22 protein-coding genes are annotated in these 25,108 nt (G+C 59.2%); 4 read left to right on the forward strand and 18 right to left on the reverse strand.

Features of this window, described 5'->3' with window-relative positions; translation table 11 throughout:
- Positions 1-43: 43 nt before the first annotated feature.
- A complete protein-coding gene (recG, locus tag AC13Q5_RS00680; protein ID WP_488500587.1) occupies positions 44-2,149 on the forward strand; it encodes an ATP-dependent DNA helicase RecG in 2,106 nt (701 codons plus the stop codon).
- A 42-nt stretch (positions 2,150-2,191) separates the two neighbouring features.
- Here the strand turns inward: recG and AC13Q5_RS00685 are convergent, their stop codons facing one another.
- The 15 genes from AC13Q5_RS00685 to pcsA all read right to left on the reverse strand — a co-directional run bounded on the left by AC13Q5_RS00685 (position 2,192) and on the right by pcsA (position 20,271).
- Positions 2,192-3,679: an esterase-like activity of phytase family protein gene (locus AC13Q5_RS00685; RefSeq protein WP_488501147.1), complete on the reverse strand. Its 1,488-nt coding sequence runs from the start codon at positions 3,677-3,679 to the stop codon at positions 2,192-2,194.
- 238 nt (positions 3,680-3,917) lie between these two features.
- Complete coding sequence (locus AC13Q5_RS00690; protein WP_075852568.1) at positions 3,918-4,616, reverse strand: DUF502 domain-containing protein; 699 nt, start codon at positions 4,614-4,616, stop codon at positions 3,918-3,920.
- 176 nt (positions 4,617-4,792) lie between these two features.
- Positions 4,793-6,619, reverse strand: a complete 1,827-nt coding sequence (gene glmS / locus AC13Q5_RS00695) for a glutamine--fructose-6-phosphate transaminase (isomerizing) (protein WP_488500588.1) — start codon at positions 6,617-6,619, stop codon at positions 4,793-4,795.
- Between the two features lie 118 nt (positions 6,620-6,737).
- The gene (glmU, locus tag AC13Q5_RS00700) at positions 6,738-8,099 is read right to left on the reverse strand and encodes a bifunctional UDP-N-acetylglucosamine diphosphorylase/glucosamine-1-phosphate N-acetyltransferase GlmU (RefSeq protein WP_488500589.1); all 1,362 of its coding nucleotides are present in this window, start codon (positions 8,097-8,099) and stop codon (positions 6,738-6,740) included.
- 101 nt (positions 8,100-8,200) lie between these two features.
- Complete coding sequence (locus AC13Q5_RS00705; protein ID WP_075852565.1) at positions 8,201-8,947, reverse strand: FadR/GntR family transcriptional regulator; 747 nt, start codon at positions 8,945-8,947, stop codon at positions 8,201-8,203.
- A 16-nt stretch (positions 8,948-8,963) separates the two neighbouring features.
- Positions 8,964-9,932 carry a galactofuranose ABC transporter, permease protein YjfF gene (gene yjfF / locus AC13Q5_RS00710; protein ID WP_488500590.1) on the reverse strand — a complete coding sequence of 323 codons (969 nt, stop codon included), beginning with the start codon at positions 9,930-9,932 and terminating at the stop codon, positions 8,964-8,966.
- The gene (locus AC13Q5_RS00715) at positions 9,929-10,957 is read right to left on the reverse strand and encodes an ABC transporter permease (protein WP_075852563.1); all 1,029 of its coding nucleotides are present in this window, start codon (positions 10,955-10,957) and stop codon (positions 9,929-9,931) included. Before AC13Q5_RS00715 ends, yjfF begins: the two co-directional genes overlap by 4 nt.
- Complete coding sequence (gene ytfR / locus AC13Q5_RS00720; RefSeq protein WP_457882267.1) at positions 10,954-12,477, reverse strand: galactofuranose ABC transporter, ATP-binding protein YtfR; 1,524 nt, start codon at positions 12,475-12,477, stop codon at positions 10,954-10,956. Before ytfR ends, AC13Q5_RS00715 begins: the two co-directional genes overlap by 4 nt.
- Positions 12,478-12,706: 229 nt before the next feature.
- Positions 12,707-13,669 carry a galactofuranose ABC transporter, galactofuranose-binding protein YtfQ gene (gene ytfQ, locus AC13Q5_RS00725; RefSeq protein ID WP_075852562.1) on the reverse strand — a complete coding sequence of 321 codons (963 nt, stop codon included), beginning with the start codon at positions 13,667-13,669 and terminating at the stop codon, positions 12,707-12,709.
- Positions 13,670-13,812: 143 nt separating this feature from the next.
- A complete protein-coding gene (locus AC13Q5_RS00730; protein WP_075852561.1) occupies positions 13,813-14,889 on the reverse strand; it encodes a BMP family ABC transporter substrate-binding protein in 1,077 nt (358 codons plus the stop codon).
- Between the two features lie 52 nt (positions 14,890-14,941).
- Entirely contained in the window at positions 14,942-15,862 is a 921-nt protein-coding gene (locus AC13Q5_RS00735) for an ABC transporter permease (RefSeq protein WP_488500591.1), read from the reverse strand.
- Positions 15,859-16,944, reverse strand: a complete 1,086-nt coding sequence (locus AC13Q5_RS00740) for an ABC transporter permease (RefSeq protein ID WP_075852559.1) — start codon at positions 16,942-16,944, stop codon at positions 15,859-15,861. Before AC13Q5_RS00740 ends, AC13Q5_RS00735 begins: the two co-directional genes overlap by 4 nt.
- The gene (locus AC13Q5_RS00745) at positions 16,934-18,508 is read right to left on the reverse strand and encodes an ABC transporter ATP-binding protein (protein WP_488500592.1); all 1,575 of its coding nucleotides are present in this window, start codon (positions 18,506-18,508) and stop codon (positions 16,934-16,936) included. Before AC13Q5_RS00745 ends, AC13Q5_RS00740 begins: the two co-directional genes overlap by 11 nt.
- 41 nt (positions 18,509-18,549) lie before the next feature.
- Complete coding sequence (locus AC13Q5_RS00750) at positions 18,550-19,533, reverse strand: quinone oxidoreductase family protein (protein ID WP_075852557.1); 984 nt, start codon at positions 19,531-19,533, stop codon at positions 18,550-18,552.
- 12 nt (positions 19,534-19,545) lie between these two features.
- Positions 19,546-20,271, reverse strand: a complete 726-nt coding sequence (gene pcsA / locus AC13Q5_RS00755) for a phosphatidylcholine synthase (RefSeq protein ID WP_075852556.1) — start codon at positions 20,269-20,271, stop codon at positions 19,546-19,548.
- Positions 20,272-20,482: 211 nt separating this feature from the next.
- Between pcsA and AC13Q5_RS00760 the strand changes: the two genes are divergently transcribed.
- Positions 20,483-21,685 (forward strand): UbiH/UbiF family hydroxylase, encoded by a 1,203-nt coding sequence (locus tag AC13Q5_RS00760; protein WP_488500593.1) that lies wholly within the window; start codon positions 20,483-20,485, stop codon positions 21,683-21,685.
- Here AC13Q5_RS00760 and AC13Q5_RS00765 read toward each other — a convergent pair.
- Positions 21,662-22,624 (reverse strand): AEC family transporter, encoded by a 963-nt coding sequence (locus tag AC13Q5_RS00765; protein WP_488500594.1) that lies wholly within the window; start codon positions 22,622-22,624, stop codon positions 21,662-21,664. The two genes, AC13Q5_RS00760 and AC13Q5_RS00765, sit on opposite strands and share 24 nt — an antisense overlap.
- Before the next feature lie 65 nt (positions 22,625-22,689).
- Positions 22,690-23,457: a cytochrome c biogenesis CcdA family protein gene (locus tag AC13Q5_RS00770; protein WP_457882275.1), complete on the reverse strand. Its 768-nt coding sequence runs from the start codon at positions 23,455-23,457 to the stop codon at positions 22,690-22,692.
- A gap of 284 nt (positions 23,458-23,741) precedes the next feature.
- Between AC13Q5_RS00770 and AC13Q5_RS00775 the strand changes: the two genes are divergently transcribed.
- A complete protein-coding gene (locus AC13Q5_RS00775; protein ID WP_075852552.1) occupies positions 23,742-24,023 on the forward strand; it encodes a PsiF family protein in 282 nt (93 codons plus the stop codon).
- A 433-nt stretch (positions 24,024-24,456) separates the two neighbouring features.
- Positions 24,457-24,672: a hypothetical protein gene (locus AC13Q5_RS00780; protein ID WP_488500595.1), complete on the forward strand. Its 216-nt coding sequence runs from the start codon at positions 24,457-24,459 to the stop codon at positions 24,670-24,672.
- 151 nt (positions 24,673-24,823) lie between these two features.
- Here AC13Q5_RS00780 and AC13Q5_RS00785 read toward each other — a convergent pair whose 3' ends face one another.
- Positions 24,824-25,027, reverse strand: coding sequence for a hypothetical protein (locus AC13Q5_RS00785; RefSeq protein ID WP_075852551.1), 204 nt, complete (start codon positions 25,025-25,027; stop codon positions 24,824-24,826).
- Positions 25,028-25,108: the final 81 nt, after the last annotated feature.

The following is a 25,108-nucleotide window of genomic DNA, read 5'->3' on the forward strand; positions in this document are numbered from 1 at the left end:
CGCCCCTTGCCAAATGCGCCCTGCCCGTCGCATTTTGCCGGCCATGCGTCCCGCCATCCTCGACCCGCTGTTTGCCTCCATCTCCTCGCTGCCTGGCGTCGGGCCGAAGGTATCCGAGCTGCTGGTGAAACTGCTCGATCGCGAGACGATCGACGATTGCCGCGTTATCGACCTTATCTTCCATGCGCCGCATTCGATCATCGACCGGCGCGAGCAGCCGGGTATCGCCCGCGCGCCGCAAGGCGCCATCGTCACCATTACGGGCCGCGTCGACCGGCACCAGCCCCCGCCGAACCCGCGCAGCAATGTGCCCTATCGGGTCTATCTGCATGACGAAACCGGCGAGCTTGCACTGGTTTTCTTCCGTGGCAAGGCGCAATGGCTCGAAAAGCAGCTGCCGATCGACGAGACGGTCACGGTCAGCGGCAAGGTCGACTGGTTCAACGGCCGGCCGTCGATGGTGCATCCCGACTATATCATGCGCGAAAGCGAGGCGGAGAACCTGCCGCTGGTCGAACCGGTCTATCCACTGACCGCCGGCCTCACGCCGAAATTCCTGCGCAAGACCATCGAGGGCGCGCTCCCGCGGATTCCGCAACTGCCCGAATGGGATGATATCGCTCTGACGCAGAAGCAGGGCTTTCCCTCGATCTCCGACAGCTTCCATATGCTGCATGCGCCGCAGGACGCCGCCGATATCGACCCGCAGGCACCTGCCCGCCGCCGGCTTGCCTATGACGAGTTCCTGGCGGGGCAATTGTCGCTCTCCCTGGTTCGCCAAAGGCTGCGCAAGGTTGCGGGGCAGCCAGTGCATGCTACTGGAGAAATCAGCGGCAAGATATTAGAATCCCTACCCTTCTCCATGACGAATAGTCAGCGCGATGCGGTCGCCGATATTCTGAAGGATATGGCTGGCACCGAGCGCATGCTGCGGCTGCTGCAGGGCGATGTCGGCGCGGGCAAGACGCTGGTGGCGCTGATGGCGATCGCGGCCGTGATCGAAAGCGGCGGCCAGGCCGTGCTGATGGCGCCGACCGAAATCCTTGCCCGGCAACACTTCGCAACGATCTCGAAATTCGCCGCCAGTGTAAACCTTTCCGTCGAAGTGCTCACAGGCCGCACGAAGGGCCGTGAGCGAGATGCCATCCTGGAGCGTATTGCCTCCGGCGAGGCGCAGATCATCATCGGCACCCACGCTTTGTTCCAGGATAGCGTCGCCTATGCCAATCTCATGCTGGCTGTCGTCGACGAGCAGCATCGCTTCGGCGTCCATCAGCGTCTGCGCCTGACCGCGAAGGGCATCTCGCCCCACATGCTCGTCATGACCGCGACACCGATCCCGCGAACGCTGGTGCTGGCCGCTTTTGGCGACATGGACGTTTCCAAACTCACTGAGAAGCCGGCGGGCCGCAAGCCGATCCAGACGATCACCGTTCCGAACGAACGTACCGGCGATATCGTCACCCGCTTGAGAAGCGCACTCTCCGAAGGCAAGAAAGCCTATTGGATATGCCCACTTGTCGAGGAATCCGAAGAATCCGATTTAATGTCGGTCGAGGAACGACATGAGACATTGACCAAGGCGCTCGGCCCCGGCATCGGCCTCATCCATGGCCGTATGAGCGGTCCGGAAAAAGATGCCGTCATGATGGCCTTCAAGAACGGCGAGATCCGTCTCCTGGTCGCCACGACTGTCGTCGAAGTGGGTGTCGATGTGCCCGATGCGACGATCATGATCATCGAACATGCGGAGCGCTTCGGTCTGGCGCAGCTTCACCAGCTGCGCGGGCGCGTCGGACGCGGCGATGAAGCCTCGACGTGCATTCTTCTCTACAAGGGACCGCTCGGCGAAACCGGCCATGCGCGGCTGTCGATCATGCGCGACACAGAGGATGGCTTCCGGATTGCCGAGGAGGATTTGAAGCTGCGTGGCGAAGGTGAGCTTCTCGGCACGCGCCAGTCCGGAACACCGGGCTTCCGCATCGCCAGCCTTGAGGCTCATGCCGATCTTCTGGAAATCGCCCGCAAGGATGCCGCCTATCTCATCGAGCGCGATCCGGATCTGACGAGCGAGCGCGGGAATGCGGTTCGTACCCTGCTCTACCTCTTCCGCCGCGACGAGGCGATCCGCTTCCTCCGGGCGGGATGAGCGGATGGACGCGATTGCCGCGTCCATCCCAGTCTCACAAGATCACTTGCCGGCAAGACCCGGAATGGTGACCTGAAACACCTGGAACATGGTGTCGACATCGGCTCCGCCATCACCCTTGTAGGCGGCGCCGACCTGGAAGCCGTCCTGGGTCAGGAAGTCGTTGTCGTTGGCGACGAACAGGAAGTAATCGTCCGGCAGCTTCGGATCCTGAATACTGACGAGTGACATGGCTTCCCACTTTTCCGAGAGGTTATTGCGGTCGTTCGGCGCGCCATTGTGCAGGCCGAAGCGAGCGAGATCGGCGCTGTCGTTGATATCGATGAATTGGCTGACCGTTGCCGGCTTCACCGAAGGATCGAGAATACCCTTCGGCGCGACCGCGGTATCGGCATCGAACTTACCGCCGGCAATATCGGTCGCTGCGGACACATCGACAGCAACGATGCTGCGATAGAGCGACTTGTCGCCCTTCTGGCCGTAACCGTTGTTGCTGTCGCGCGCCAGCATCAGGAAGGTCTGTGACGAAAGCGCGTAGATCTCACTCTGGGCGGCAACAGCTGTCTTGCCCTTGTCATTCGTGAACACCGGCAGCGGCACGACGTATTCATGGACCAGCTTCAGATTTGCAGGATCGGCGGCATCATAGACCAGCGCGCGAGTGTTCTGGCGCGTGGAGCTGGAATCGCCGCCATCCTGGCGGGTTGCGGACTGCAGCACGGCGATCAGGAACTTGCCATCGGGCGTCAGCGACATGCCTTCCAGACCCTGGTTGTTCTGGCGGCCGCTGGTCGGATCCTTCGGATCCGGAGCGGTTTCACCGGGGCCGGGATTATTGGAGGCAAAATTGACGACGCCATTGCGCATCGGCAGCAGGGCCGCCGGCGGAGGAGTGGCGGACATCATGCGGCCATCGGCAGCGAAGCGGTAGATATAGGGACCGTACTCGTCGCTGATGAACATCGTGCCGTCGGGCAAATGCGCGACGGCTTCGGTGTCGAGAGAAATCTTACCGTTCGGCGCCTGGGGCAGCAGAGGCATGTTGCCTTCCGCCTTGCGGGTACCGTTCGCCGGGTCGAGACCGGTGGTGTCGGCGCCCTTGTCATCCTTCAACAGTGTCGTATCGACGAGCTTTGCGTCGACGCCCGACTGTTCCTTGCCGGCCGGCGGGGTGATGCCCAGCGCTACGGGCGTCAGCGTGACTTCAATCGTGTTCAGGCGCGGGCGATAATCGGTCGTGCCAACGGCATTGTAGCCGCGGTCCGGCAGCAGCCACAGCGCCCCTTTGTAGGTGCCGTCGGCATTGCGGACCCAGCTCTTGGCGTCGATCGACATGCCAGAACCCGAGCCGAAAGTTTCGCCGAACTTGTCGCGCAGATTGGCCGGGATGCGGCCTACAGCGACGCGGCCCTTGTTGACAAGCGTCACGCCTTCGACCGTCACGGATTTATCTGCAAGCGCCACCACGGGCGCCATTAAAACAAATGTGGCAAATACCGCCGACAGCAGCGCCAGGCTCTTCGAATGCATATATCTCAAGACAATATCCTCCTGATGAAAAGCTTTGTGGAGACAACGGCATCCATCTTCGGCCCGTTTTGCGTCCGCGCCGAAAAACGACTGCCCGGCGCCGGTGCCCCGAACATCGATGCTGAGATACATGCTATTATCTGCCCCAGCTGACGATCTACGTCGTCAATATGATAGAGGCATGACAGTTCGCGCCCCGCGCGAAGATATTGATCCAACTATCGGAAGATGAGCAATTCTAGGTCAAGGACTTTAGAGGAACCGGCTGCCGCAATTCCTTGGCGGGCAGCAGTTCCTTATAGTCAGGGGCTACGAGACCGCCCGAGATCAGCAGCTTGGCGCCGTCCTCGGGGCTCATATCGAGCACCGTGATCTTTTCGCGCGGAACGAAAACCAGAAATCCGGCCGTCGGCACCGGCGTTGGCGGCAGGAAAACCGCCACCATGTCCTGTCCCATGGCGTTGAATTTCGAGGCAATCTCGCCCTTGGCATCCGTCGATATGAAGACCATGGACCAGAGACCCGGGCTCGGATATTCGATCAGCCCGACCTTCTTGAACGAGGTGCCCTGCTCCTTCAGCACCGTTTCGAAGATCTGCTTGACGCTCTTGTAGATGGTCCGCACCAGCGGCACGCGATTGACGATCGACTCGCCGACGCGGACGATGCTCTGCCCGATAAGGTTCTTGGCGAGAAAACCGACCAGCGTGATGAAGATCATCGCGATCAGCAGGCCGGTGCCGGGAACGGCAAAATTGAGATAGCTCTCAGGATCGTAGCGCGCAGGAATATAGGGGCGGACCCAGCTATCGGCCCAGTGGACCACCGACCAGGTCAACCAAAGGGTAATGGCAATCGGAGCGCAGATGATCAGGCCGGCCAGGAAATTGTTTCTGATCCGTGTGGTTACGGACATTTTGATGAGTTTTTCAGTCATTCGCCGCTCGAAAACTCCGTTCCGCCGCCTACCGCTACCCGGCAAATCCTCCCCACCATCTCCGTAGACGAATCGTGCCAGAAATCCGGGCGGCACACAACCCGCCAGCCGCTTCACCGCGCCGAACTAAGGCCTGGCTCACGACGACGTGACGGGAAGTGCGGGACGGAAAGCGCTTATTCCACGGTGACCGATTTGGCGAGATTGCGCGGCTGATCGACGTCCGTGCCCATGAAGACAGCCGTATGATAGGCAAGCAATTGAATCGGCAGCGAAAAGATGATCGGCGCGATGATTTCGTCGACAACGGGCAAGGTAATGGTCGCCATGGTTGGCAAGGTCGAGGCTGCCGCGCCAAGCTCATCCGTGATGAAGATGATTCGGCCGCCGCGCGCCGCCACTTCCTGCATGTTGGAGACGGTCTTGTCGAAGAAGCGGTCATGCGGCGCGATGACGATGACGGGCATGTTCTCGTCGATCAACGCGATCGGCCCATGCTTCAGCTCGCCGGCTGCATAGCCTTCCGCATGGATATAGGAAATTTCCTTGAGCTTCAGTGCGCCTTCCATGGCAAGCGGGAAGCTGGTGCCGCGGCCGAGATAGAGCACGTCCTTGAATTTCGAGATCTCTCGCGACAGGCTTTCCATCTGCGGCTGGATGATATTCAGGACATTCGCCATGATGCGTGGCATCTCGACGAGATGACGCACCATCTCTTCCTCATCCTTGGCGCTGACGGTGCCGCGGGCGACACCCGCTCCGATCGCAAGCGACGCGAGAACGGCAAGCTGGCAGGTGAAGGCCTTCGTCGAGGCGACACCGATCTCAGGACCGGCCAAGATCGGAAACACTGCGTCGGATTCACGCGCGATGGTCGATTCCCTGACATTGACCACGGCGCCGATCTTCAGGCCATTGTCCCTGCAGTAGCGCAGCGAAGCCAAGGTATCCGCGGTCTCGCCGGATTGCGAGATGAACAGCGCCGCCTGCGAAGGCGACAACGGCATTTCGCGATAACGGAACTCGGAGGCGACATCGATTTCCACCGGAAGACGCGCATAGCGCTCGAACCAGTATTTGCCGATCAGGCCGGCAAGATAGGCGGTGCCGCAGGCAGAGATTGCAAGACCCGATACGCCGCCGAAGTCGATCGTCGAAATATCCGGGCGCACGCGATGGCTGGCGAAATCGACATAGTGGCTGAGCGCATGGGAGATGACCTCCGGCTGCTCGTAGATTTCCTTTTCCATGAAGTGACGGTGATTGCCCTTGTCGACCACGTAGGCGGTCGCCTGGGAGATCTGCCGCGGCCTTTTCACTTCCTTGCCGTTGAAGTCGAGGATGGTGGCGCCGGCATGGGTGACGACGGCGCAATCGCCGTCGACGAGATAGGTGATCTCGTTGGTGAACGGGGCAAGCGCGATCGCATCCGAACCGAGGAACATTTCGCCCTTGCCGTAACCGACGGCGAGCGGTGGGCCGGAGCGCGCGGCCATCAGCGTGCCGGGATCGTTTTCGAACATCACAGCCAGTGCGTAGGCACCGGTCACGCGGTTCAGCATCTTCAGCATTGCCGCGCGAGGATCGAGGCCGTCACGGATGTAATTCGCCAGCAGGTGCGCGACGACTTCAGTATCCGTCTGCGAGGCAAATACCCTGCCCTCGGCCTTCAGCTCCTCGCGGAGTTCGGAGAAGTTTTCAATGATGCCGTTATGAACGACGGCGACGCCTTCGACGAAATGCGGATGCGCGTTCGTCTCATTGGGTACGCCATGGGTTGCCCAACGCGTATGAGCGATGCCCGTCGTGCCAGGCAGCGGATCGGACTCGAGCCGCTTTTCCAGATTGAACAGCTTCCCTTCCGCACGGCGGCGATCCATCGCGCCGTTGTGGATCGTCGCAACGCCGGCCGAATCATAGCCGCGGTATTCGAGGCGCCGCAGCGCATCCACCAAGCGATCCGCTACGGGCTTCGTTCCGACGATCCCAACAATGCCGCACATACAACTCTCCGTCTGGCCTCAAATGATGAGGGCAAGTCCTAATCATTCCTAGCATTTTCTCAATTGGCATAACGGTCACTTTCGATTTCCAACCGTTATACGTCAGTCGCCCAAGGGTTTAGTGGCCACCCTTCTTCGCCGCCTTGATGGCAAGGGCTCTTTCGCGGATCACCTTGGCCCGCTCAGGCTTTACTTCCTGGCGAGCCCGGCCAAAGGCCAGTGCATCGGCCGGAACATCGTCGGTGATGACGCTGCCGGAAGCAATATATGCGCCGTCGCCTATACGGATGGGCGCGACCAGCGATGAGTTGGAACCGACGAAAGCATTGGCGCCGATATGCGTCTCATACTTGTTGACGCCATCATAATTGCAGGTGATCGTGCCTGCACCGATATTGCTGGCCGCTCCGATCGTCGCGTCGCCGATATAGGTCAGGTGATTGACCTTGGCGCCCTCGCCGATCTTGCCGTTTTTGACCTCGCAGAAATTGCCGACCTTGGCGCCGCCGGCGAGATCGGCGCCTGGACGCAGCCGCGCAAAAGGCCCGACCGTCGCGCCGGCGCTGACGTGCGCGCCCTCGATATGCGAGAAGGCATGGATGACCGCGCCGCCCTCAATCACCGCGCCGGGACCGAAGACGACATTCGGCTCGATCAAAGCATCCTGGCCGATCACGGTGTCATAGGCGAGAAATACGGTTTCCGGGGCGATCATGGTCACGCCCGACAGCATCAGCTCATGGCGGCGCCGCTCCTGCCAGAGGCGCTCGATGAAAGCAAGTTCTGCTCGATTGTTGCAGCCAGTCATTTCAACCTCAGGCGCATCGACCGCAACGGCACGGCCGCCCAGCGAGCGAGCGATCTCGACGAGATCGGTGAGGTAGTATTCGCCCTTGGCATTGTTGTTGCCGATACGATCAAGGAGATCCAGCGCCTTGCGGCCATTGATCGCCATCAGCCCGCTATTGCACCATTTTATCGCCAGTTCGGCATCGGTCGCATCCTTCGCTTCGCGGATCGCGATCAGTTCGCCGTCCTTGACCAGCAGCCGACCGTAAGCATTTGGATGATCGGTATGAAAACCGATGACGACGACATCGTTGCCGCCGGCCAGTCCCTGGCGGGCGGCACGAAGCGGCACGTCGGTCAACAGAGGGACATCTCCGTAGGCAACGATAACATCGTCATATCCGCGAGCAATCGCCTCGCGCGCCGCCAGCACGGCATGGCCCGTGCCGAGCCGCTCCTTCTGAAGATAGGATTCGACGGTGATACCACCGATCGATGCTGCGGCGCTGACCTCATCCGCATTGCGCCCAACGACCAGAGCCGCTGCCGAAATCTCGGTCTTGGCGATCGCCTCCATGACATGGGCGATCATCGGGCGGCCGGCAATCGGATGCAGGACCTTCGACATCGACGATTTCATGCGGGTACTGTCGCCGGCGGCGAGGATGATGGCGAGGCAGCTGCGTTCCATTTCAAGCTCCGAGATATACGGTCAAGCGCCGCCCGTGACCGGGCGACTCCCCTCATATCAACAAGTCGAGCGATGAACTACGGCGAAATTCAAGGCGACCTTCAGGCCTCGGCAAGAGCCCCGAAAGCTTCGAGGACATGTTGACGCCCATCGATGATGACAAACTCCATCGCCTTATGGGCAGAAAGCCCGTCGCGCGCCGCTATCGCATCCACGATGGCCATATGCGTATCCGCAATATTGGCAAAGCCATTGGTCGAAGGCGGTGCGCTCATGCGAAACATGCCAACGAGTGCAGCCTCGATAAGCCCACCCAGCGATCGCATGAATGGGTTCTGCGAAGCCTCTGTGACGGCCAGATGGAAATGCAGATCAGCGACGGCAAGGCTATCGGAGGTATGATGCGGCGCGGCCATGGCGGCGGCAAGACTGCGAAGCAGCTCGATGTCCTCCCGACTGGCCCGTTCCGCCACCAGGCTCGCGGCAAAGGGCTCGAATGCCATGCGTATATCGTAAAGATGGAGAAGGAACTCCTTGTTGACGCCACTTTCGAAATGCCAGTTGAGCACTTCGTTGTCGAACATGTTCCAATGGATCTTTTCGGTAACGCGGGTGCCGACACGCGCGCGCGGCACCACCAGCCCCTTTGCGGCCAAAGTCTTCATGCTTTCACGCAGCACGGTGCGGGATACCTTGAATCGCTGCAGAAGCTCGCTGTCGCCGGGAAGAATGCTTCCGATCGGAAATGCGCCGGAGACGATCGCCTTGCCTAGCTCATCGACCACCTGAGCATGGCTCGTGCGCGATTTCCCCTCTGATTTTCCGGTCTCAAGCAATCGGTCGCGCAAGCGCTCTGTCCTTCCCTCAGACATATCGTCGATTCAAGCGGGAAAGTAGCAGAAGACCCTTCTGCATCAGAATAAAGGCAAACAGCAACAAGCCGATCAATATCTTCGTCCACCAGCTGGAAAGCGTTCCATCAAAGGTGATGTAGGTCTGAATCAAGCCCTGTATGAGAATTCCGATGAGTGTTCCTCCGACGAACCCCGCTCCTCCCGTCAGCAGTGTTCCGCCTATGACCACGGCAGCGATCGCATCAAGTTCGACGCCGACCGTGGCAAGCGAATATCCCGCTGAGGTATAAATGGAAAAAACGATTCCGGATAGACCGGCGAGAAAGCCGGACAGAGCGTAGATCTGGATGGTCGTTTTCCCCACCGGTACGCCCATCAGCTCGGCGGTCTGAGCACCGCCGCCGAGCGCATAGACATTGGCGCCAAAGCGGGTGCGATGCGCCAGCACGATGCCGCCGGCGAAGACGATCAACATCAGGCCGCCGATCAAAGTCAGCCGGCCGCCGCCGGGCATCAGCCAATAGAGATCGTTGAGCCGAGAATAGAAATCATGCTCGATCGGGATGCTGTCGATCGACAGCACGAAAGCGATGCCTCGCGCCAGAAACATGCCGGCCAGGGTGACGATGAAGGGCGGCATGCTGAGATAATAAATGATGGCGCCCATGCCGGCACCAAAAATGGTCGTGATGACGAGAACCAGGAGGAAAGCGATCAAGGGATGAATCGTCGTGTCACGCAGGACGATCGCCAGGAAAACGCCGGTAAAGGCAATGACCGAGCCAATGGACAGATCGATGCCGCCGGAAATGATCACGAACGTCATGCCAACGGCAGCGATACCGAGGAAGGCATTATCGGTCAAAAGATTGCCGATCACCCGCGTCGACAGCATGTTCGGATATTGCATCACGCAGCCGGCATAGGCCAGAATGAAGATGACAATCGTCGCAAGCAGCGGAAGATATTTCGAATTCACTTTGCCTGCTCCTTTTGCACCATCTGCCCCTCGCCGCGCCGACGCCAGAAAAACGCAGTTGCAGACTGCATGGCCGGCGACTGGATCACCAGAATGACGATGACGATGATCGCCTTGATCACCAGATTGAACTCCGGCGGAAAGCCGGAGAGCAGGATTCCCGTATTGACCGATTGGATGATCATCGCGCCGATCAGCGAGCCGACGATGCTGAAACGGCCGCCGAGCAGCGAATTGCCGCCGACGACGACTGCCAGAATCGCGTCCAGCTCAAGCCACAGACCGGCATTGTTGGCGTCCGCACCCTTGATGTCGGCCGTAACGATGATACCGGCGATGGAGGCGCAGAGACCGCTTAATGCATAAACCGCGATGAGCAGGACCGGGGTGCGGATACCGGAGAGCGTGCTTGCCCGGCGGTTGATGCCGATGGCTTCGACCAGCATCCCAAGAGCCGTACGCCGAACCAGAGCAATCACCACAAGCGCAACCAGAAGCCAGATCACGACAGGCATGGGCAGTGCGGCAAACGAGCCGCTGCCAAGGAAGATCAGCCCGTCATTGTTGAAGGTGAGGATCGTGCCTTCGGTGATCAACTGCGCGATGCCGCGACCCGCCACCATCAGCACCAGCGTTGCGATGATCGGCTGGATATCGAGCGCGGCGACAAGAAAGCCGTTCCATAGACCGCATGCCAGACCGATACCGATCGTCAGCAACAGCGTATAAGCAAGCGAATAACCGGCAACGATCGATGATGCAGCGACAGCACCGCAGATGGCGATCACCGCGCCGACCGAAAGATCGATCCCCTTGGTGGCAATGACCAGCGTCATACCGATGGACAAAAGTGCCACCGGCGCGCCGCGATTGAGCACATCAATGAGGCTTCCGTAAAGTCTTCCATTTTGAATTTCCAGATGAAAGAATTGCGGGAACATGATGAAATTCAAAAGAAGAATGACCGCGAGCGCAATGAGCTGCGGCATCAAACGAAGCAAAGATGCCTTGATTTGCGAGCTCATGCGTTCTCCTTTGCCTTCTGAGCCGTGGCAATGGCCTCGACGATATTTCCGGCGGTTATCTCGCTGCCGGTCAACTCGGCAATGTGCTCACGATCACGCAGAACGATAACGCGCGAACTATAGGCGACAAGCTCCTCCAGTTCGGACGAAATGACCACCAGGGACATTCCCTGACGGCAAAGGTCTTCGATCAGCCGTATGATTTCCGCATGGGCACCGACATCGATACCGCGGGTCGGCTCGTCCAGGATCAGGAAATTCGGGTTCGTCGCCAGCCATCGTGCGAGAATCGCCTTCTGCTGGTTGCCGCCTGAAAGAAGCCGGATGGGCTTTTCCCGATCGGTCGTGCGGATATCCAACGCCTTGATGTAGCGATCGGCGATAGCGTTCTGCTCGCTGCGTGCAAGAGGTCTCGCCCAGCCCCGCCGCGCCTGCAGCGCCATGATGATGTTCTCCCGAATGGAAAGATCGCCTATGATGCCATCGGTCTTGCGATCTTCCGGGCAGAAGCCGAAGCCGCTCTTGATTGCAGCGCGCGGGCTGGAGAGCACGACCGTATTGCCTTCAATCTTCGCTTCGCCGCTATCGGCACGCTCAACGCCGAAAAGCACTTCGGCCGTTTCCGTGCGGCCGGACCCGAGCAGGCCGGCGATACCGACAACTTCGCCAACGCGCACCTCCATATCGAATGGCTTGATCTTGCCGCGCTTGCCGAAATTCGTGAAATTATATCGGACCGGGCCGCTTTCCGTCTCGGTCTGCTTCACCGTGCTTTCCGTCTCAGCGAGTTCACGGCCAAGCATCATGGCGATCAGGGTCTGCCTGGGTAGACCCTCCGCTTCGCGCGTGCCGACCAGGCGGCCGTTGCGAAGAACGGTGATGCGATCGCAGATCTCGTAAACTTGCTCCAGAAAATGCGTAATGAAAACAATTCCCAAGCCGCGCTGCTTCAAGCGCCTGACGATGCCGAACAGCATTTCGACTTCATGCGTATCGAGGCTCGCCGTCGGTTCGTCGAGGATCAGCACCTTACCGGAGAGATCGACTGCGCGGGCAATTGCGATGACCTGCTGTATGGCGACCGAGAAGCGGTCGAGCTGGCGGCTGACATCGATATCCATGCCATACTGCGACAGCAGGTCTCTCGCCATGCCGTTCATGGTGCGGCTGCTGACCATACCGAACCGCTGCGGCTGACGACCGAGGAACAGATTTTCCGCGACGCTCAGATTGGGCAGCAGGTTCACTTCCTGATAGACGGTTCCGATGCCGAGCTTCTGGGCTGCCAGCGTGTCATGCGGATCGATCCCGGCCCCATCGAGAACCAGAGTGCCGGCGTCGCGACGATAGGCGCCGGTCATGCACTTGATCAGTGTGGATTTTCCCGCGCCGTTCTCGCCAAGCAGCGCATGGACCTCGCCGCGCATCAATGTGAAATCGACATGATCGAGAGCGGTCGAACCGGGAAAATACTTACAAAAGCCTGTCGCTGTCAGAAGTCGCTCGACGTCGTGAGCCATGAAGCGCTGATGTCCCTGCATTGAGCCAATAGAGCAACTCCAGGAAAAGTGCGTAGCGGTTTTCCGTCCGGAATTGCGAGAAAATAAAAAACAGAGCGTTTCGGAGATTCCGTGAAAAGCTGAACCGCTCTAGGCGAAAGCGATAGCCGGCGCATTGCGTTGACGCGCCGGCATCTTGCACAAGAATTCGCACCGGTGGCGTTGCCAGCCGGTGCGATCAGCTTTTGTCTTAGTAGCCGAGGTCCTTCTTCTGCTCGTAGACCTTCTGCGGATCGTCAGCCTGCGTGTAGAGTTTGGACTCGGTCTGGATCCACTTCGGCGGCTCTTTCTTGGTCTTCAGATAGGCATCGAGCGCGTCGAAGGCGGGACCGGCCATGTTCGGGGTCAGTTCCACGGTTGCGTTCGCTTCGCCGGCAGCCATGGCCTTGAAGAGATCCGGAACCGAATCGATCGACACGGTCAGGATGTCCTTGCCCGGCTTCAGGCCTGCTTCCTTAATCGCCTGGATGGCACCGACGGCCATGTCGTCGTTGTGGGCATAGAGCGCGCAGATGTCCTTGCCGCCGTTCTCAGCCTTCAGGAAGCTTTCCATGACTTCCTTGCCCTTTGCGCGGGTGAAGTCACCAGTCTGGCTCCGAACGATCTTCAGGTTGTCATGACCCTTAATGGCCTCTTCGAAGCCCTTCTTGCGGCCGATGGCCGGCGAGGAACCGGTTGTACCCTGCAGCTCGACGATGTTGCACTTCTTGTCGCCGACCGTCTTGACGAGCCAGTCGCCGGCAACCTTGCCTTCATGAACCAAGTCCGACGTGACGGCCGTCAGGTAAAGATCCTTCGGCGCATTGACCGTGCGGTCAAGCAGGATGACGGGGATCTTGGCTTCCTTGGCTTCCTTCAGGACAGCATCCCAGCCGGTCTCGACGACGGGTGCCAACAGGATCGCATCAACGCCCTGTGCGATGAAGGAACGGATCGCCTTGATCTGGTTTTCCTGCTTCTGCTGCGCGTCTGCGAACTTCAAGTCGATGCCGCGCTTCTTCGCTTCCTGCTTCGTCAACGTCGTTTCGGCCGCACGCCAACCGGATTCCGAACCGATTTGCGAGAATCCGACGACCAGGTCTTTAGCCGATGCCGACGTAAACATGCAGGCAGCAAGCATCGTGGCACTGATCAGTGCAGTCTTCAATTTCATGATGTCCTCCCAAAGGCCGTTTCCTCAGGCCTGCAGTCAAAAAATCATATAGTAATACTTTTGTAAATCGGCATTCGATGATGCAGCGCAACAAAAAAGGGCGCCTTTGGGCGCCCTTTCTCAACTTAAACTATTTCGTCTGCTTATTTCGAAGCCGGCAGTTTGTCGTCGACGCCTTCGATGTAGAAGTTCATGCCGAGTAGCGTGCCGTCATCAGCCTTTTCGCCAGCCTTCAGCCAGGGCGTACCGTCCTGCTTGTTGATCGGGCCGGTGAAGGGAGCGAGCTCGCCGGACTTGATCTTGGCTTCGGTCTCCTGAGCCATCTTCTTCACGTCGTCAGGCATGTTCGTGTAGTCCGCCATCTTCAGGATGCCGTCCTTCAGGCCGTCCCAGCTCTGCTCGGACTTCCACTTGCCATCCAGCAGTGCGTGAACGCGCTTGGAGTAGTAGTTGCCCCAGGTGTCGACGATCGCCGTCAACTGCGCCTTCGGGCCAGCCTTGATCATGTCGGAAGCCTGACCAAAAGCATGGATACCGCGTTCTTCGGCAACCTGCATCGGCGCCGTCGTGTCGGTGTGCTGCGTCAGGATATCGACGCCCTGGTCGACCATGGCCTTGGCGGCATCGGCTTCCTTGCCGGGATCGAACCAGGTGTTGACCCATACGACCTTGAGCTTGAAGCTCGGATCGATCGAGCGGGCGCCCTGCTCGAAGGAATTGATGCCCATGACGACTTCCGGGATCGGGAAGGACGCGATGTAGGCAGCACCGTGATTCTTCGACGTCTTGGCGGCGATCTGGCCGAGGATATAGCGGCCTTCATAGAAGCGCGAGTTGTAGGTCGCGAGATTCGGGCCGCTCTTGAAGCCGGTCGCGTGTTCGAACTTCACCTTCGGGAACTTGGCGGCAACCTTGACGGTGGCGTCCATGAAGCCGAACGAGGTGGAGAAGATCAGCGAGCAGCCGGAGCGGGCGAGACGCTCGATGGCGCGCTCGGCATCCGGGCCTTCCGGCACGTTTTCGAGATAGGGCGTCTCGATCTTGTCGCCGAATTCCTTCTGGATCTGCTGGCGGCCGAGATCATGCGCCTGCGAATAGCCGCCGTCCGTGTGCGAACCGACATAGACGAAGCAGACCTTGGTCGGCGCCGCTTCGGCGCCGGCAGCGAAACCAACGATGGCGGCGGCTGTCGTTGTGAGGGCGAGTGCTAGTTTTTTCATGGTTACCCCTGTTGGTTTGACATGTTTTACAGAAATCGGTCCGGTATTGCGATCAACGCTCCGGAACGAAGGCCTTGCCGAGCGACGCTGGCGTATTGATCAAGGTCGCGCGACGATTTTGAGAGATGATGACGAGAACCACAATAGTCGATGCGTAAGGCAGCATCGACAGGAACTGCGAGGGAATGCCGACGCCAAAACCCTGCGCGTGAAACTGCAGGATCGTTACAGCGCCAAAAAGATAACCGCCGGCCATGACGCGCATCGGCCGCCACGACGCAAAGACCACGAGGGCCAACGTCACCCAGCCGCGACCGGCCGACATGTTCTCCACCCATTGCGGCGTGTAGACGAGCGAAAGCTGTGCGCCGGCAAGGCCCGCGCAGGCGCCGCCGAACATGACGGCCAGATAGCGCGTGCGGATAACGTCGATGCCAAGTGCATGGGCAGAGCCATGGCTATCGCCGACGGCACGCAGCTTCAGGCCGGCGCGGCTGCGGAAGAGGAACCAGTTGACGCCGACGAGCAAAGCGATCGAGAGGTAGAAGGTCAAGTCCTGCTTGAACAACACCGAGCCGATCAGCGGAATATCCGACAGGAGCGGGAAGACGATCTCGTGCAGTTGCACACCGGGCACGCTGACATAGCCTTCACCGATCATGCCGGAAAGACCGAGCCCTAGAATGGTCAACGCCAGGCCGGTTGCCACCTGGTTCGTCACCAGCGTCAAGGTCAGGAAGCCGAACAATAGCGAGAAGAGCGCCCCGGCGATGATGCCGGTCAGCAGGCCGACATAGGGCGATCCGCTCATCTGCGCGCCAACGAAGGCGGCGACGGCGCCGATGATCATCATGCCTTCAACGCCGAGGTTGAGCACGCCGGAGCGTTCCACCACCAGCTCGCCGAGGCCGGCGATGACGAGCGGCGTCGATGCTGTGATGATGGTGAGCAGAATGGCTTCAAACACGCTCATGCCGCACCTCCCCGAACCCGCGACCAGACCAGGCGGATCTTGTAATAGATCAGCGTGTCGCAGGAGAGCACGAAGAACAAAAGTAAGCCCTGGAAAACGCTTGCCGCCTTGGCCGAAATCCCCGGCGACAATTGCGCCGCCTCTCCACCGAGATAGGTTAGCGCCAATACGAGACCCGAGAGGATGGCTCCGAGCGGATTGAGGCGTGCCAAGAAGGCTACGATGATGGCGGTGAAGCCATAGCCCGGCGAGATCGCGGGCTGCAGGTGGCCGATGGAACCCGAAACCTCGGATATGCCGGCCAATCCCGCCAATGCTCCGGAGAAAAGGAAGGCGAACCAGACCATTTTCCGCGAGGAAAAGCCGGCGAAACGCCCTGCCCGCGCCGACTGGCCGAGCACCACGATTTCGAAGCCTTTCAGCGTGTATTTCATCAGGAACCAGGCAAGGATCGCGGCAACCACGGCAAAGACGATGCCCCAATGCGCGCGCCCGGAATCTTCCCAGATCGCCGGCAGAACCGCTTCGGGCGGGAAGTCGATGCTCTGCGGGAAATTATGGCCCTGCGGATCGCGCCACGGCCCGCGCGACAGCCAATCCAGAAAGAGCTGTGCGATATAGACCAGCATCAGGCTCGTCAGGATCTCGTTGGTATTGAAATGCGCTTTCAGGAGCGCCGGAATGGCGGCATAGAGCGCGCCGCCGATGGCGCCGGCAATCAGCATCAAAGGCAGCACCATCGGCGAATGCCAATCGGTGAAGACAATCGGGATGAAGGAGCCAGCGACAGCTCCCATCGTGAACTGGCCTTCGGCACCAATATTCCAGTTGTTGGAGCGATAGCAGAGGCAAAGGCCGACGGCGATCAGGATCAGCGGACCGGCCTTGATCGCCAGTTCATGCAGCGACCAGACTTCCAGCAGAGGCTCGACGAAGAAGGCGTCGAGCGCCTCGACGGGATCCTTGCCCATGAGGGCGAACATGATGGTGCCGGCAATCAATGCCAATGCGAGGGCAAGAAGGGGCGACAGGAGGCCGAACAGCTTCGAGACCTGCGGGCGCTTTTCAAGTTCAATGCGCATGTGCAGGCTCCGAATGCGTCTTCGATTCATGCAGGCCGCCCATCAGCAGGCCGATCTTTTCGCGGGTCAGCTCGCCGGCCGGATAGGACGGAGACAAACGCCCTTCCGAGATGACGGCAATATCGGTCGCGACTTCGAAAATCTCGTCGAGATCCTGGCTGATGACGACCACGGCCGAACCATCGCGCGCGAGATCGACCATGGCCTGACGGATACGGCTGGCGGCGCCGGCATCCACGCCCCAGGTCGGCTGGTTGACGACAAGAACGCTCGGTTGACGGTCCAGCTCGCGACCGACGATGAACTTCTGCAGATTGCCGCCGGACAGCGCGCCGGCAGCGGGATCCTCGCCGCTCTTGCGCACATCCATCGCCTCGCAGATCCGCTTCGTCGCTTGCCGGACGGCACCGTGTCTGATGATGTTGAGGAACCGGCCGCTCAAAAACGCCTTGCGATCCGACTGATTGCGAGCGAGCACGAGATTGTCGGACAGCTTCAGTGCGGATACGGCGGCATGGCCGTGACGCTCTTCCGGCACGAAACCAGCGCCGAGCAGCCGGCGCGCATTGATGCCCTTGGTGCCGACGCCTTCGCCGCGCAGCCGAACCAAGTCATCGGACGCGACGGCATATTCGCCCGATATGACATCGAACAATTCGCCCTGCCCGTTTCCGGCCACGCCGGCTATCGCCAGTATTTCACCGGCACGCACGCGCAATGAGAGATCTTTCAGGGACATGGCAAAGGGAGTGCGCGCAGGAGCAGAAAGGCCGGCGACTTCCAGAAGGACGTCCCCTTTCTTGTCCATGCCGCCATGCTGTACGCTCGCAACATCGCTGCCAACCATCATGCGGGCTAGCGACCCCGTCGTTTCCTGCCGTGGATCACAAGCACCCGTTACTTTGCCATGACGAAGAACCGTGGCGCGCGAACAGATGCGCTGCACTTCCTCCAGCCGGTGGCTGATATAAAGTACCGAGCGCCCTTCGTCGCGCAGCTGGAACAGGGTCTCGAACAGGCGATCAGCCTCCTGCGGCGTCAGAACGGAGGTCGGTTCGTCGAGAATGATCAGCTTCGGATTCTGCAAAAGCGCGCGGAGGATTTCGATGCGCTGCCGCTCGCCAACCGACAGGTCGGCAACATGTGCATTGGGATCGAGCGGCAGGCCATAAGCTTGCGAAAGCTTCGCCGCCTCTTCCGCGATCTTGGCGATCGGAATATTGCTGTCTAGCGAGAGTGCGATGTTTTCCGCGACGGTCAGCGCCTCGAACAGACAAAAATGCTGAAATACCATGCCGATGCCGAGCTTGCGCGCCGTGCCCGGTGCATCGATCGACACAGGCTGGCCCTGCCAGACGATCTGCCCATGCGATGGTTCAAGCACGCCGAACAGCATTTTGACCAGCGTGGACTTGCCAGCGCCGTTTTCGCCTAGAAGGGCATGAATTTCGCCCGGCTGAATTTCAAGATCGATTTCGTTGCAGGCTGCAAAACTGCCGAACAGTTTCGTCAGTTTGCGAACCGACAATAGTGCACCGCTTGCCGGCGCATCGGATGACGACACGTTCCCCTCATTTCCTTCCCACCGACCTGTCCTTTACGGATCTATGGGATCAGTAGTGTAGTTCCACTCGTTTTCCTGGCTTCCAGATCCGCGTGCGCGCGCCCAGCATCGCCCAACGGATAAGTCTGATGAATATTGATACGCACTTTGCTGCTTTGCACAACAGCAAATAACGCCTTTGCACTGGCTCTCAACTCCTCAGGCGTGCCGACATAGGCAAAGAGGCTCGGCCGCGTCGTGAAAAGCGAACCCTTCTGATTGAGGATGGCGAGATTGAAGTTCTCGATCGGACCGGAAGACTGACCGAAAGTGACCCACATGCCCCGCGGCTTCAGGCAATCGAGCGACTGAGGAAACGTGTCCTTGCCGACGGAGTCATAGACGACATCGACGCCCTTGCCACCGGTGATTTCTCGCACACGATCGGCAAAATTCTCCTTGCTGTAGTCGATGACGTGGTCATAACCATGCGCCAAGGCCAATTCGACCTTTTCAGCCGAGCCTGCCGTTCCAATCACCGTCGCAGCACCGAGGGCCTTGGCCCATTGGCCGGCAATCAGGCCGACGCCGCCGGCTGCCGCATGAAACAGCAGCGTCGTTCCAGGACCGACCTTGAAGGTGCGGTTCAGCAGATATTCGGCTGTCATGCCCTTCAGCATCATGGATGCTGCGGTTTCGAGCGGGATATCGTCGGGCACCTTGACGAGATGGCGGGTCTCGATGTTGCGCTCGGTGCTGTAGGCGCCATCGCTGCCGACATAGGCAACGCGATCACCGACGGCAAAGTCAGTCACGCCGGGGCCGACTTCGGTGACCGTACCTGCGGCTTCCTTGCCGAGCGGCAAAGGAAAATAGGGCGCCTTGTAGAGGCCGGAGCGGAAATAGACGTCGATGAAGTTGAGGCCGATCGCGGCATGACGAAGCTGTACCTCGCCCGCGCCCGGAGGCGGCAGATCCACCTCCTCCAGCTTCATGACCTCAGGACCACCATTTTCATGGATACGGATAACTTTGGTCTTCTTCATAATGCGTCTTCCTTATTGGCGTCCGAGGGACGGGAAAAACTGCAGCACGGCACCAATGCAATAAAGATAAATACCACTGATGATAAAGAGGACAACGGCCCATTGCGGCATGACGAAATGCATCAGCAGCGAATAGATGCCGAGCGCCGACCAGAAGAGAAATATGCCAAGGTTCAGCGGCCGCAAACGCTTGACGCGCACGGGATGCAGAAAGTTGATCGGCAGGAAGGTCAGGACGACGGAAAAGCCGACGAGGATCATGGCGGTCGTCGCGCTGGCGCCGATGACGAAAAGCGTGAAGATCACCATGTTCCAGACGACCGGAAAACCGGAGAAGAAATACTCATCCGTCTTCATGCCGGTATCCGCGTAATAGATGGCGCTGGAGACCACGATCATGCCGGCGGCGACGAACGACCAGGGCTGGCCGATCATGCCGCTCTCATAGAGCGCGAAGGCCGGAAGCAGCACATAGGTCACGTAGTCGATGATATTGTCGAGCGTGTCACCGGACCAGTTGGGCAGCACTTCCTTGACGCGAACCTTGCGCGCAATCGGCCCATCGATGCCATCGACCAGCAGCGCCAGGCCGAGCCACCAGAACATGTCGACAAAGCGATGCTCGGATGCTGCAACGACGCCGAGAAAGGCGAGAAACGATCCGGATGCCGTCAGGATATGAACGGAGAAAGCACGCATCTCCGCATAAGGCACCCGCTTGTAATTGAAGATTTTCATCCGCCCCACGATTCGTCAGCTTATGCGCCTGCCCCGGCAGGCGGTTTTTTCGCTAATATGCATCCTTTGGTTTGCACCGCCAGCACAAAAGCGTCGATCCCGGCACGCTAGCGCGACTTACTGTCATTTTCACCCATTGCGATGTTTCATCCCATGGATTTCAACAGGCTAAGCGCTTATTTTCAGGACAAGAGGCAATTGAGGCATCGATATGAAGCAGATTGAAGTGGCCGTTATCGGCGGTGGCCTGGCCGGCATGATTACGGCTTTCGCGCTCGCGCGCAGCGGAAGGTCCGTCGCCCTTGTCGCCGCGCCACACAATAAAGCCGACAAGCGGACGACGGCGCTGATGGATCAATCGATCCGCTTTCTGGAGCGCCTGACGCTGTGGGACAGGATCGCGCCTTCTGCGACGCCGCTGACCACTATGCGCATCATAGACGGTACGTCACGGCTGCTGCGGGCGCCGACTGTCTCGTTCCGCTCGTCAGAAATCGGCCTGGAGGCTTTCGGCTACAATATTCCGAATGCCGTATTGCTCGACAATCTGAGCGAAGCCATCAACGCGGAAGGCAATGTGAGCCGCATCGAAGCCACCGCTTCCGAAATCACCTTCCGCGATGATGGCGTATCGATCGCCCTCGACAACGGCGGTTCGATCGATGCCGCATTCGTCGTCGGCGCGGACGGCCGCAATTCGATGGTGCGTGAGACGCTTGATATCAAGACCAAGGGCTGGTCCTATCCGCAATCGGCGATGGTTCTGAATTTTTCGCATAGCCTGCCGCACCAAAACATCTCCACGGAGTTCCACACGGAAAGCGGTCCCTTTACGCAGGTGCCGCTTTCCGGCCAACGCTCCAGTCTTGTCTGGGTGCAGAAGCCGGCGGAAGCGGCTGCCAATGCGGAGAAGTCGCTCGAAGAGCTCGGCCGTCTGGTCGAAGAGCGAATGCAGTCAATGCTCGGTCAGGTCACGATCGAAGACAGCGTGCAGGTCTGGCCGCTTTCCGGCATGACGGCCTATCGCTTCGGCAAGGGTCGCGCCGCGCTGATCGGCGAAGCAGCCCACGTCTTTCCGCCAATCGGCGCGCAGGGCCTCAATCTCAGCCTTCGCGATATACTGGCGCTGACGGAGATCCTGAATACGCGTTCGGACCTGCCGATCCCGGCAACATCCGGCGACAGTTTTGATCGCAAGAGACGCGCTGACATCATCAGCCGCACGGCCAGCGTCGATCTCCTCAATCGCTCGCTTCTGTCGGATTTCCTGCCCGTGCAGATGCTGCGTGCAGCCGGCCTGCATGTGCTTTCCGCCATCGCTCCGCTGCGCAACATCGTCATGCGCGAGGGCATAGAGCCTGGCGGCGGCTTGCGCAATTTTTCGTCGGCATTACGTGAAAAGCTGCGCCGGTAAGACGCCCGACTTTATCAGATAGAGAACAACGGAAACCGTCACCACGGAACAGGCCGTGGTGATCAGGATGGTAGCGGAGGCCCGCTCCTGCCAGACGCCATATTGCTGACCGATGACGAAGACGTTCGTTGCCGTCGGCAGGGCCGCCAACAACACGGCCGCCTCTATCCAGATCGGATCGAAGCCGCCGACGGCCTGCAAAACGATATAGACGACAAGCGGATGCAGGATGAGCTTTGCGGGTACGATATAGCCAATCTCGACCGGAATCCGCTTCAGCGGACGCAGCGCAAGCGTTATCCCCATGGCGAATAACGCACAGGGTGCAGCCGCTTGCGCGAGATAATTGACAAATCGCTCGAAGGCGGCCGGCTGATGTAGCGAAAGCGCCGCCACGACGAAACCAAGCGCGGTCGACAGGATGAAAGGGTGCAGCAGAACCTTACGTGCGATATCCACAGCAACGCGCCATGGCGAGCGCCTATCGCCGCCTTCCAGCGCCATCAGCGCGGGCGCTACGATGAAATGCAGTGCGTTTTCAAAGCACACGATCAACGCCACCGGAACCGCGGCCCTTTCACCCAGCGCCAATAGCGCAAGCCCCGGCCCCATATAGCCGATATTGCCGTAAGCACCGGCAAAAGCCTGAATCGTACAGTCGGCGAGCGAATTGCGGCGCAGGAAGCGGCCGATCAGAAACAACAGCAGAAAAATCGAGTAGGTCGCGGCGATATCGGTGGCGATAAAATCGACCCGGGTCAGCTGTTCGATCGGCGTCTGCGAAACAAGCTTGAAGAACAGCGCCGGCAATGCCGCGTAGATAATGAACGTATTCAGCCAGCCGAGCGCTTCTGCCGGCTGCTTTGTAACGCGTGCTGCGACATAGCCGATCAGGATCAGGCCGAAGAATGGCAGCAGCAGACCAATGATATCAGCCATGGGGGTCAGCCATCAGGCACGTTCCATTTTACCGGGGGAAACGAGGGCGAAAGATATCGCCCGACTTAGCCGATTTTCATCAGGATTGGAAAGGTCTGCTGAAACCAGATCGCCATATCGCTGACATAGCCGAAGATGAAGGCGAGGCCCGTCAGCACCAGAAGCCCGCCCATGACCTTCTCGACCGTGCCGAGATGGCGGCGGAATCGGGACAGAAAACGCATGAAGGCACCGGAAAAACCGGCGGCGATCCAGAAGGGAATGGCAAGCCCGAGCGAATAGACGGCGAGCAGTCCGGCGCCGGCGCCGACCGTTTCACGCGAAGCGGCAATGCCGAGGATGGCGCCGAGCACTGGGCCGATGCAGGGCGTCCAACCGAAGGCGAAGGCAAGGCCCATGATATAGGCGCCCGTCAGCGTCGCAGGCTTGCCGCCGCTCTGGAAGCGCGCCTCGCGGGCGAGAATGCCGATGCGGAAAACGCCAAGGAAGTTCAGGCCCATGATGACGATGATGAGGCCGCCGATCTTGGCAAGAATATCGAGATGCTGGCGCAAGAGCATGCCGATGGAAGAGGCACCGGCGCCGAGCGCGACGAACACCGTCGCAAATCCCAAGGTGAAGAACAGCGCCGACATCAGCACATTGCCGCGAACGCTCGGGCCAGGAACAATCGGGCCTCCCGCTACGGCTGCACCACCGCCGCGAAACTGCTCGACCGAGATCCCAGCCATGTAACAGAGATAAGGTGGCACGAGCGGCAACACGCAGGGCGAAAGAAACGAAAGCGCTCCGGCGAGCAATGCACTCAGAAGCGAGATATCGGCAAGCGACACGATGGACTCCGGCTATGTCATTCCGATTCTTTCCTAACGGCGCGGGTATCGGAAAGCCAATCACCTTTTCGAGCGGGCTTGGCATCTTGCCTTAAAGTTGTCGGAATTGAGATACGCACAGCCATGCACAAAACCCCGGTTTTCCCCGGATTTTCCGGGCGTGACCAACGGTCGCGCCACTGCCAAATGAACGAATTGCTTTTGCAAAAATATTGGTCCAAGCTGTTGATGTTCGTCGAACAACGTACATTCCACCCCAGCTAGTCAGCGGAGGAAAAGCCCCCATGAGAATTGCTACTATGTTCACGACTGCAGCCTTTGTCGCACTCTTCAGCGTAAGCGCGATGGCACAAACGGCAACTACCCCCAGCACCACGACAACGACTACCCCGAGTGCAACGACGTCGGCTCCATCAACGACCACCACGACGAAGCCGAAGGCAATGAAGCCTGCTCAAACTGCCGTTTCCAAGGCATGTTCGGCCCAGGCCGACGCCAAGGGCTTGCATGGAAAGGCCCGCGCCAAATTCCGAAGCGATTGCAAGAAGAACGGCGGCAAGGCCTAGAAACTCGTTTCACTCTCGAATCGTGGTCAACTTTACCGTCCAGCTGGCGGTAGAGTTGATCGCTACGGCGCTCTCATCAAATAATTCTGACGAAAAGACCGAGCAGCAGCGTCGCAATGTCGTTGCTGGATATGATCGTTTGTCCTGTGAACCTTTCGTTGGATGTATCCCATTGTTTTTATGGAATTCCGGACGGAAAGCCGCTTGAGCACTTTTTCCTGGAACACTCTGGGGGCTGGCGCCATTGATGCCGGCCCGAGCAAGTAAGCATTATCCGGATATCGCCCGCCAGCTATCGACATCGATCATGACCCTGGCCCTCCCAAGGCCGCGCGGCAATAGCAACGTTCTGCAATAAACGAGACAAACCCGGGAAACCCGCTGAAATTAGAGTCCATCCCTATCCGGTCGAATCAATAGACGGAGCAGGAAGTTGAGACCCGCCATAAACCCTCCCCCTTCGGAAGCAGCATCACAGACAAACTATCTGACCGCCTGCCTTTTCGCCTTAGAACCCTCCATCGAGAGCTTGGTTGCTGCGGCGATGAAATCAGGCTGGAAGCGCGAATATGTTCTTCTTGCCATCATGGCCATCGCGATGAACGACGGCAGTACAAATGGATCGTCATCCCAGTCATTGCATTCGTGAATGATGGAGAAGCAAGTCACCCACGCAAACCGCAACGGCACCGCCGAAACGATTATCGTCGCAGTGCCACTTCGTTGGCCTGCGAGATTATCTTCTCCCTATGGGAAACGGTGCATGAAACGCATGAGCCACTGTCCAACACAGGTATCACTCATGCATTTCCAGGCTTGCGCTCCTTTGTCAGCGGATCGACTTTGCCCTCCGCAAGCCTGTTGCGGGGATCGGCGACGAGGGAAGCCTCGTCCTTATCCTCATTCGGCTGATCGCCCTTGCGCACCTTGCTGTGCTGTATCTTCGCCAAAGCTTGCTTCTTCTCGCGCCCGCCATGCGATTCACTTTGCCGATCCCGTGCCAAGCTGCACCTCCTCTCTGTTGAAAAGGGAACTCACGTGATGGGATTAGGTTCCGGTGGGAATAACAACACCGTCATATTCGG

It is taken from the genome of Martinezella sp. CNPSo 3964, assembly GCF_057784375.1.